Annotated in this window: 5 protein-coding genes and 2 pseudogenes; 5 read left to right on the forward strand and 2 right to left on the reverse strand. The window is 58.4% G+C overall.

The window, feature by feature from the left end:
- The first annotated feature begins 6 nt into the window (after nt 1-6).
- Both A3AS_RS45310 and A3AS_RS0120330 read left to right on the forward strand, forming a co-directional pair.
- Entirely contained in the window at nt 7-564 is a 558-nt protein-coding gene (locus tag A3AS_RS45310) for a lasso peptide biosynthesis B2 protein (protein WP_157644334.1), read from the forward strand.
- Entirely contained in the window at nt 561-2,216 is a 1,656-nt protein-coding gene (locus tag A3AS_RS0120330) for an asparagine synthase-related protein (RefSeq protein WP_018319406.1), read from the forward strand. The genes A3AS_RS45310 and A3AS_RS0120330 overlap by 4 nt, the downstream gene beginning before the upstream one ends.
- A 420-nt stretch (nt 2,217-2,636) precedes the next feature.
- Here the strand turns inward: A3AS_RS0120330 and A3AS_RS0120335 are convergent, their stop codons facing one another.
- On the reverse strand, nt 2,637-3,332 hold the full coding sequence (locus A3AS_RS0120335; protein WP_018319407.1) for a GntR family transcriptional regulator: 696 nt from the start codon (nt 3,330-3,332) through the stop codon (nt 2,637-2,639).
- 836 nt (nt 3,333-4,168) lie between these two features.
- On the opposite strand from A3AS_RS0120335, the pseudogene A3AS_RS47450 reads away from it, so the two are divergent.
- Both A3AS_RS47450 and A3AS_RS0120345 read left to right on the forward strand, forming a co-directional pair.
- A pseudogene (locus A3AS_RS47450) lies at nt 4,169-4,315 on the forward strand (transposase); the annotation flags it as partial.
- Nucleotides 4,316-4,726: 411 nt separating this feature from the next.
- Nucleotides 4,727-6,058: an MFS transporter gene (locus tag A3AS_RS0120345; RefSeq protein WP_018319410.1), complete on the forward strand. Its 1,332-nt coding sequence runs from the start codon at nt 4,727-4,729 to the stop codon at nt 6,056-6,058.
- A 1,630-nt stretch (nt 6,059-7,688) separates the two neighbouring features.
- Here the strand turns inward: A3AS_RS0120345 and A3AS_RS0120350 are convergent.
- Nucleotides 7,689-9,431: an ABC transporter ATP-binding protein gene (locus A3AS_RS0120350; RefSeq protein ID WP_245283235.1), complete on the reverse strand. Its 1,743-nt coding sequence runs from the start codon at nt 9,429-9,431 to the stop codon at nt 7,689-7,691.
- A gap of 442 nt (nt 9,432-9,873) precedes the next feature.
- Here A3AS_RS0120350 and A3AS_RS45320 point away from each other — a divergent pair.
- A pseudogene (locus tag A3AS_RS45320) lies at nt 9,874-10,127 on the forward strand (IS21 family transposase); the annotation flags it as partial.

A 10,127-nucleotide genomic window follows, 5' to 3' on the forward strand; every position in this document is an offset into this window, starting at 1 on the left:
GCTACTGTGAGCGACATATTACATGCGTGGTCTAACGGGCGTTGGATCAGCCTCAACCTACAATCCAATCGTTACAGCATGGCTAGCACATCTGTAGCTTGTCCGGAGGAGCGTGAACGGCTAACCGAGACGACGGCAAAGTTGCGCGATTGCCTGAGTTCACCGCCAGCCTTTCTCCCACCCCTCCATCTGTCGTGGCACTATGCGCGTGCGGCTCATGCTGCTCGCTTCATTCGCAACCAGACCATCGCTCGTCAACTCGACTTTTTACGTGTCTCGCGTCGCGGTACGGCACCGGTGTCCGTGGGAGTCGAAACAATCCAATACTACGCCAGCGTATTCCAACATCTGCGCAATCTTCGGTTCCGCCGCCCGCGCTGTCTTGAGGATTCCGTGGGGGGCTATCTGTTTTTCTATCCCTACATCGCATCGCTCGAGCTCCTCGTGGGTGTGAAGCAGCCACCTTTCACAGCCCACGCCTGGCTGCAATCTGGCGACCTCATTTTGAACGACGCGAAGCGTGCTGTGGAGGACTACAGCGTCATCTTGAGATTCGAGAAATGAGACTCAATGCAGACGCGCTCTTGGATTCAGCCAAGGAGCTTGCCACCATCGTTGTAAACGGCCGCGTGGAAATTACGGTGCTCAACGATATTGTTGACGCCGAGACCGGCATGCCGACTGAATTGGAACCAACGCACTTCAAAGGCACGTCTCTGCCGGAGATTGTGGCTCTGCTGCAGGAGCGGTACGCTGGCGATGCGGCTTTCATTGTTCGCGCGCCAAGTGGCGTCGCGATCGTACGCCCCCCTTTCTCAGAAATATCCATCTTCTACCAGGTCAGAAATGATGTGATTGAGTGCTGGGCAGGACTGAAGCTGCCAGATGCCGCCTTGGCGCAACGGCGCGCCTTCAACTTTGGCTATTTGACCGGCGTGATATGCAACGCGTCATGGTTGACCCCGGAAACAGGGTTGTGTGGGATTTTTGAGCTACTGAGTGGCGCGGCGCTCATCGTATCAAGCGGCACCTTCCGGCAAGTCGATTTTCTGGCGGGCGCCGTGGCAAGGCTCAACGCGTCGGCGGTCTCCTTCGAGGATGACGTGGCCAGCTTTCGCCAATTGATCTCGGCGAGCGTCGCTCACAAGACGCGCCGCTATGGCGGTGCTTTCAGCATTGAATGCTCTGGGGGCCTTGATTCGTCGGTAGTGGCGTTGGCTGCGGCTGACCTCCATCGAGATAGGCCCCTCTCCCTCCTGAACAGCTACTCAGAGACGGACGTCAATGGTGACGAACGCTTCTTTTTTGCCGCGCTAGCCGAGCAGGTGGGCGGCGCGCCAACCTATGTCGAAGCGAATGCTCGCTCGTCGATGACCAACCTATCGTCAGAATTGCTGGCTCCAACGCCGCGACCTTGTAAGCTAGCCGCCACGATCGCCACAACGGCTCAACTTCACGAGGCTGCGCGGGCTGCAGGATCGCGCTTGGTGCTCACAGGAGATGGAGGCGATCAACTATTTCTCAGAATGCGCCGCTTGACGATGGCTAGAGAGCTGCTTGCCGAAGCCCGATCGCCACGAGAGGCATTGCGCGAGCTCGCCGGCCTTGCGATTCAGGCCCGAGCGTCTGTCTGGCGTGTTCTTCGCGACGTGATCACCGGTCAGAGCAGCCGGGACTTACGCCGGCATATGTTCGGTGATCTTCGATTTCCGCAGTCGCCTGTCGCGTCAGTGCCGGATATCCGTACAGAGCTCGTACCTGGCGCCAGGTCCCTACGCCACCTGCCGACGTCGCGACTGTTTCAGTTCTTCGGCATGCGTAATGCGGAGCTCAATCGCATCGCACTACGAGACATTGCGGTAGAAGAGCGAAAGGCGTTTGTATTCTGGCCGCTCATCAAGGCAGGTCTCGTCACGGCTCGCCGACATCATCACTCAAATGGAATTGATCGTGCGCTTGAGCGCGAGGCCTTCCGGGAAGACTTGCCCGACGTGATCTATTATCGGGTTGGCAAAGGTGCCGGGCGCGACATGCTGATGCGGTACGAATATGGTGCCTTGGCGTCACGTGTCGAGCGCAGTGCATTGTATCGGCACGGCTTGATCTCCCGCGATCTCCTCCGTTCTGCTATCGACAATTTGTCTTACGACTCAGCGTTGGCGCTCGTTCGTCTCTGCGCTGTTGCCGATTGGATGGACCTTCATGAACTGGGGTAAGCCGCTCTTGCCCCCGCTCCAATGGGACATCATCAAGACAAGCCTGCAATTTTCCCGCCTTCTTGTCGCTGGCTTCCTGCTCACGACCATTGCAGCGTCCGGCTGCACGGTCGCCGGGCCGCTCTTGTTCTCACGGGCTGTCGCCCGCCTGTCCAGCGCGCCGCCGCGCTATACGCTCAGTTTGTTGTTGCTGTTTGCCGTTACGGCCGCGCTCGCTCGCTACTTGCAGGACGTCAAGATGGTTCTGTCAAGCAGGCTGGAACTGCGGCGAGAGGCAGCGCCTTGCGATCGCCCGTGCACTGATCGCAAGGCCTCGGCTGTTGCTCCTCGACGTGGCCAGTTCCGCACTGGACGAGCAGACCGAGCACGGAATCTTCGACGAACTTCGGCAACTCGCGTCGGATACGACGATCATAGCAATCACGCATCGCCGGGGCGTGATAAGTCCACATGACTACGTGCCAGATTTGTCGTGGTCGGCATCCGCGAGAGCCTCGCATGTGCTCGCATAACTTCCGTGACCCGGCGTCTGAAAAAGTCCTGGATGGCACGGGCGGCGGCTTTATGCTGCCCTTCTACCATCAACGCACTAATACTTTGGCTTTCGACAAGCAAATCGCTGTAGTACGTACGCGTTCCCATTGCGCGTGAAAGGTAGACATAAACGACGTCCGCGACGTGATCCGCAATGTGGCGATGCTGTTTGACCAGCAACGCGCGCCGATAGCACTCGCCTACTTTCAAGAAGAGTTTGGCGGGATCCTCATTGCTCGCGTAAATGGGCTTAATTTCACCGCAAAAGCTTGCCGCCACTTCGTCAATTAGCTTCGCCTTGGTGAAATCGCTGATGCTATCGACATACATTTGCGACAGCATATTGCAGAACAGGATGGCTTGGTGTGGGTCGATCGGCCGGGCGTTGAACCCCTTGTGGTCGACATTTTGCACCACATCGCGCTCAGTCAGCCGTATCAAAGCCTCTCGTACGGGCGAAATGCCGACGCGAAGCTCATCGGCAATGTCGGCAGGCTTCAAGGCTGTGCCGGGCAGCCAATGGCCCAGCAGTAGGCGCTCGCGCAAGGCCTGGAATACCGGATGCTCTTTCTCAAAAGCCATGATTACTCGCCCGTTCAACCGTCCTGAATGAGGCGGCCAAGGTGGGCCTCACCTCTTGGCACAGCTCATGCCGCCCCGGAAGCCATGCGCGGTCCGGTGCGTGGCGAAATGGCTACTGGGGTAGGCCGCCAGGGCAGGCCTTCCGCCAGGGCCACGAAGCTGATGATCGAGCGGCATTTCTGCTATTGTGCAACTCGCGCAAAGAAGCAGCGTCGCAGCCACTATTGCCAACGTCGGCGCCAATATGTTGGTTTCGCTGTTCATGATGTTGCGTCGGCACTCGCGGTCCTCCGTGATCATGACCAACGAGCCGGGTGGCATTGACACATTGAGTTCCGCCGTTCCTTTTCATGGTCCTCTCGTTGTCAAAATGGAACGGCATCCGCACCACCTAATCCGCTGGTCGAAAATCAGGAGTCCAGTTCAGTTCCTCGCTCGCCGAAGATGCTGAAGATATTCCAAATGGCTCGGCAATGTGCGGACTAGACCGGCTGTTCGATCACGCACTGCTTGGAATGCCGCGAAGGCGGAAGGGGCTTGCGTCGGGTGAACAACACCGCCACCATTGCTAATGAAGAGCGTTGAGACCGTCCAAACCGCCCTGCTTTTCGCTGATAACGGGATTCCCGCGGCGTCGCCTAAGTTTGAGACATTCGCAATCCTTGTCGTTTGGACAGCCTTCGCGTGGTCGGGGACCGTCCTCACCTATCTGAGATACAACTTGACGCTGCGTGCGATTCAAGTGATCTGAGGCCGGCAAACTGGACATTTTTGGCTAGAATTTTCGCCGCCGAATCCTCTCGGCTGGGAGGAGCGACAGATGATGAAGGCCTCAAATTTTTCCCAGAAGGCTTCATTCTCAAGCGGTTGCGGTTGCGGACATCTACCGCAGGGCCGGAGTCAGCTAGGCGACCTATTTCAACTGGAAAAGGAAGTACCACGGATTGCTGCCGACCGAGATGCGACGGTTGAAGCAGCTTGAGCTTGGCCGATCGCACCTTTGGTGCGGAGTCGTCGCCGATTACTTTCTGACGGCTGCGATCGCAAGATCAGAGCACGCGGCACCTGTTCGGCGCCCGCCAATTTTGTCGCAAACCCGCCACTGCACAGTAGCGCAATGTCTTGGGCCGCGCGACAACTGCAGCGGGTTCTCTTATTTGTCTTTGCTGGCAATGGCCGCGATCAGTTCAAGGGTTCAATGGGGTCGCAAGAGGCAGGCATTTTTATTGCATACGTTATCATGAGCTTCGTCCTGACAACGCTTCAGTCTACATGTGGACTGGCGCACTGGCCGTGCCAGATCATCAAGGTAAAGACGTGTGCGGCAAGTGGAGCGCAACGGCGCGGCCTGACAGGTCGAAATGTTCAGGCCAGCGATCGCGCTTGGATCGAAGATGGCCAGGCAACTTAGTCAGGAAACGCCGGACTCGGTCCTCGATGCCGCAGACCAACGCTTGACCCGCCGCGCCGTGTTGGGTGCAACGATCGGCAATATTCTCGAATTCTACGACTTCGGGACCTATGGCTTTTTCGCGATCCAGATCGGCCAAGCGTTCTTCCCGGCAAGCGACCCGTTCGCCAGCCTCATGCTGTCGCTCGCAACCTTCGGGGCGGGCTTTGTGACCAGACCGATCGGGGCCATCGTGCTCGGCTCGTATTCGGATCGGGCCGGCCGCCGGCCCGCGATGACCGCCAGCTTTGCCATGATGAGCGCCGCGATCCTGTTGTTGGCTATTACGCCCTCGTACGAGAAAATCGGGATTGCAGCTCCGCTGCTGGTTATTTTCGCACGTTTAGTGCAGGGCTTCGCGCTGGGCGGTGAGGTTGGTCCGACGACCGCGTATTTGATGGAAGCGGTCCCGAGCGAAGGGCGCGGTCTTGCTGTCTCATTTCAACCCGCCAGCCAACAGATCGCCGCGACGGCCGGAGCGCTCGTTGGAGAAATACTCTCCCTCACCATGACGATCGAGGCACTCAATGCGTACGGATGGCGAATCGCGCTGTTGCTCGGCGCCGCTACGTTACCGTTCGGGCTTTGGTTGCGGAGCACCCTGCCCGAAACGTTGCACCGCCCCGAGACGCCGGCTCTGGTGATCCAACCCGTAGGGAGATCGCCTGCCGCTCGCCGCATCATGAGTTTGGGATTTGTCATCTTGGCCAGCTGCACGATCATTACTTATATCACGGGATATATGACCACCTATGCGCTGAACACCCTGCACGTTTCCGCGCCTCTCGCCTTTGGTACTGCGCTCGTCAGCAATACGGTAGGAATTGCTGCCGCACTGCTGGGCGGCTGGCTCGCCGACCGCGCAGGCCGTCGGCACATCATGATATGGCCGCAGGTCACTGCATTGCTGATGACTTATCCGGTATTCTTGTGGATTGCAGAGAGCCGCAGTGCCCTCGCACTTCTCGGAGGTCTCGGCGCGCTTACCCTGATCGGAACGATTCCGTATAGCGCCTTCTATGTGAGCATGGCCGAAGGTTTGCCCAAGAACATTCGTGGTCGCGCCTTCGCGACGATCTACGCTTTTGCGATAGCGATTTTCGGAGGCACAGCTCAACCAGTCGTCACCTGGCTGATCCACCTTACCGGGAGCGCGCTCGCGCCCGCCTGGTACATGCTTGTTGCTGGCACGGCCGGGCTCTTTGCCATGCTCATGATGCCGGAGACGGCCCCACTCAAATTTAGAGCGCGGCGCACAAGTAAAAGCCCGTCATAGCGCCGGACAATGTGTCACGGGGCCCTTCCGGATGATATCGCGCGCTGCCTCGCGCGGGCCACCAAGAAGCCGCGGCGCCGACGCTCTGAAGGAAGCCATGAAAAAATAGTTGTGTCCGGATCAAGCCGCCGCCAAGATCCAAGAGCGCCTAAAGCGGCCCAAGAAAGCGCGGCCTACGGAGAAATCTCCCCCAGAGGACCTTGAGCTTTCAATTCCACCACCCGCCCCGGCCGACCAATGAAGAAGAAAGTTGAGTGGCGCAAAATATCTAAGCTCGGTACCGAGACCGCAGGGCCCTTCACAGCGGGCAAGACCAAGGCTTACGACACCCACTTGACTGCATGGGCGGCGCGCAATCGTACACACCACGATCCTCCAGGGGCCCTGAAGCCAGCGAGCCGATCGTGAGATCCTAGTGGCCGGCCAGGTACAAGCCGCACCACTTGACCTGACCGATGATCGATGGTGTCTAGCAGACTGCATTCATGACGCTACGCCGGCCTGCGACATCAGTAAGTACCGCGCCAGACGCTTCTCATCTCGTCCCTGAACTGATGCCAGGTAAATGGAAGCCAAAGATCGACGATTCTTTTCATCGGACGGGACTGAAGCGCGCTTGCAGCATATGCGCCAAAACAGGAGCTATCGAACCAGTGACCACGGCACCCGGCCACTCTCGCGCTGCGCGCACTACATCCGCAATCTTTCTTCCAGCGAAGGCGATTGCGAGAATGTCGATCTGACGTCTTCGGACATCCTTCACAGAAGTGCGCCTCATATCCCAATCTTCCTTGTAGGAACCTCATATCCAAATCTTCCTTATAGGAAGATGGCTACGAGCACGCTCCGCCGGCCGGCGACACAAGTCGCGAGATCCCTTAGGCCGCGGCAGCGAAGCCGAGAAAGGCGTCGGCGGCTAGAAGGTTTCAGGAGGGGGAGCTGAATTCTTGCGCGAGGAAGCGCAACGGTCAATTGGTCGCGAGCCGCCTATTCCCGGGCGTGCCGCAGAGCGGCCTGCAGGCCGCCGCTGCTTTTCCCAATGCTCGTCCACGGACCGTGAGCGCTCTCGAGAGCCTCGATCTTGGCCTGGTTGGCCGCAAGCTTTCTGTGTGCTCGCGCTCGCGCAGCGCCGCCTGCGCTTTCGCCCTCGCATTCTCGCGCCGTTCGCGATCCCTTTACCTGGCCAACTCCTCCCGCAGACGATCGGCCTCTCGGCGCAGCTGTTCCTTTTCAATTCGGCTGCGGCGTTCCGAGCCTGCCGATTGCTGATCTTGCGAGCGGTTCGCTTCGCCAGCTTGTCGATGCTGCCTTGTCGACGAACTCATCATCTCGGCGCATTTATGCGGAACTCCGGTCTAGGGCAGCCTGAATTCAAGAAGAGGGAGGGAGCCTGTTCCGACAGCAATTGGGCCGATCGCCAATCGCACGCCTGTCCTTGCCGCCCGGGATCGAATGTTGGTAATCGGCACTCTAGAATATTTCATATCCACCGGAGCAGGGGTCGCCAACTCCGTCATAGACGAGGATTCGTCTCTACGCCTGGGTAGCTCCGTGAACTGCGAAAGCATCTCGTCCAGGAATGCAACCTCAAGTGCAGACAGTCAACGCCCGGGCTGTTCATTCAATTCGCCTATGTCACTGACAAGCCGCAGTCGGTCAGGTCGACCACGACGTCGGTTGTAGAAACGACGCCTTTGCGATGAGTGATCGCCAACACGGTCACATCCTTGGCTAGAGCGCGCATATGGTCCATAATGTCACGCTCGGTTTGTTCGTCGAGCGCGGAGCTGGCCTCGTCGAGAAGAAGGATCGCCGGCTCGCCATAAAGCGCCCGGGCAATAGCGATACGCTGGCGCTCCCCGCCGGAAAGTTTCAAACCGCGTTCTCCAACGGCTGTGTCAAATCCTGCCGGCAAAGTCTCGATAAAGGGGAGAATAGCGGCTTTTTCCGAGGCAGCGCGAAGGCGCACCTCGTTGCGGGGCCGTCCTAGTAGGATGTTGTCGGCCAGCGACTCATTGAGCAACATCACGTCCTGCGGCACAACAGCAACTGCGGCATACCAATCCGCGCGATCGACGCCCGCTATGTCGGTTCCATCTACCAGAATACGACCGCAGTCTGGTTCAATCGATTTCAAGACGAGCTTAAAAATTGTCGACTTTCCCGATCCGGATTCACCGACAAGGAAGGTGATCCCGCCGCGCCCAGCCATAAACGAGACGTTCGTAACGCCACGACCGTTGTCGTAGGCATAACCAATGCCCTCGAAAGATAGCTGGCCAGCGGAGGGCGTAAAATCATGAGCGTGAAATGTTCGCCGCTCTTCGGGTGCGGCCCACAGTCTCGCTAGAGGGATGAGGTCGGCTCGCGACCGCGCCACGTCAGAGATCGCTCGCGCAACCATCTCGAATGGCATATTGAGCTGGAGTAGAAGCGTGTTGAATAGCACCATATCCCCGATGGTGACCGCCCCAACCTGGTATTCAGGTATAAGAAGGAAAAGCGTGACCGCAAATTGTAGCGCGACGGCTGGGCCGAGCACGGCGATGTAGGCAAGGCGTTGCAACACATAGGCTCGCCAGTTATCACGCACCTCCCGCGCCTTCATCGTAAAGCGCTGGCTCATCCAGGTATGACTGCCGAAATAGCGCAAGGTGTCCATGGCGTTCATGACGTTGCCAACGAAACGCTCATTCTCCTGTCGGGCCTCGCTGGCCCGATTCAGGAACACGTACGCCCGACGCGTGGAACTCCACGTCAATGTAATCGCGACTGCCCCATAGACGACAACGATTGCAGCGATCTGGATATTGAGGCGCGCACCGAGAGTAGCGAACGTAAGTAGAAATTGTATTGCAGCAGGGATGAAGACGATGGTCACAAGCTGGAGCAACGCCGTTAGCGCGCTACGCCCGCGAGCCGCCGCACTCTGTATCTCCACTGGATTGTGCTCAAGAAAAAAAGCCGCGGTTTTCCTCAGGATGCGATCGAAGAAGCCTGTTGCAGCGATGAAGCCCAGGTTCTCGGCTGTCATAAAGGAGAGATACTGGAGCATGCGCTGCAATGCGGAGGCGACGCCGAGCAGGACCGCATAGCCAGCGAACCCCCACGCAAGCACCGAAATGTCTCCCTCGCGCGGGAGACGGTCAATGAGATACGAAAACAGATAGGGCGCTGCGACGCTGCTCGCGCTGGAGATCAGCGCCACTGCGACGACGACGAGAAGCAACCACCGATCAGACCGCCAGTACGCATGCAAAATTTCGGAAATCAACGTGCTGTCGTTCGACATGACCTGCGGCGGATCGAGTAAATGGGCTTTGCTTAGGCTGAAAGAGCCGACATAGCCTTGTTCGCACGGTTTCGATTCCATGCGAGCTCACATAAAGACGCTCCATGCAAGCTCGCCGGAATTTACTTTTGTGTACCATTGCTTGGCTTCAAATCAATCGGTCCAGCACCGCCATCAACTCACCAACCCTAGTAGGTTGCCGTGCGTCTTCTCACATGAGAAATCATATTTTGTGGCTTCGAAACCGCTGCCGCGCCACCCTATCCGTCATTTTCTGGAGCCTTGCTCGACAGCACGAGAAGTACGGGTCGGAGCAGCCGTTACGGGCGGAGAAGGGATGAAATTGGGCGTTCGCGTTATTCGGTGTCGCGCGACGATCAGGATGGAAGAGCGCGTCAATCAAGGTGAGAGAGTTTCGCCGGGCTCGTGACGTAGGGAGGGCGTAGCCCGACCGGAGTTACGNGCCCGGCGTCGGCGCGATCCGCGAGGGACCGCGCCGACTGGTGATCGCGNCCGGCCGGTTATGCAAGTGGTTCTTCCGCCAAGAGGAATCACTCGCTTGCCCGGCCGACACATCACAGATCACCAGATGAGGCTCTACATGAAGTACCGTCAGATCGATAGCCCGCCAGTGGCGGCGGCCAAGGCGTCATTCAGTGCGTCGACCGCTTATCGGATCGAGAGAGATACCCGACTTCCGTCGCAAAAGAAGGCTCCCCGCGGCCGGCGACGACCGGACCCGTTGAGCGAGGTGTTCGAGACCGAGATCGTCCCGAT

It is taken from the genome of Bradyrhizobium sp. WSM2793 (genome assembly GCF_000379585.1).
Taxonomy (GTDB): domain Bacteria; phylum Pseudomonadota; class Alphaproteobacteria; order Rhizobiales; family Xanthobacteraceae; genus Bradyrhizobium.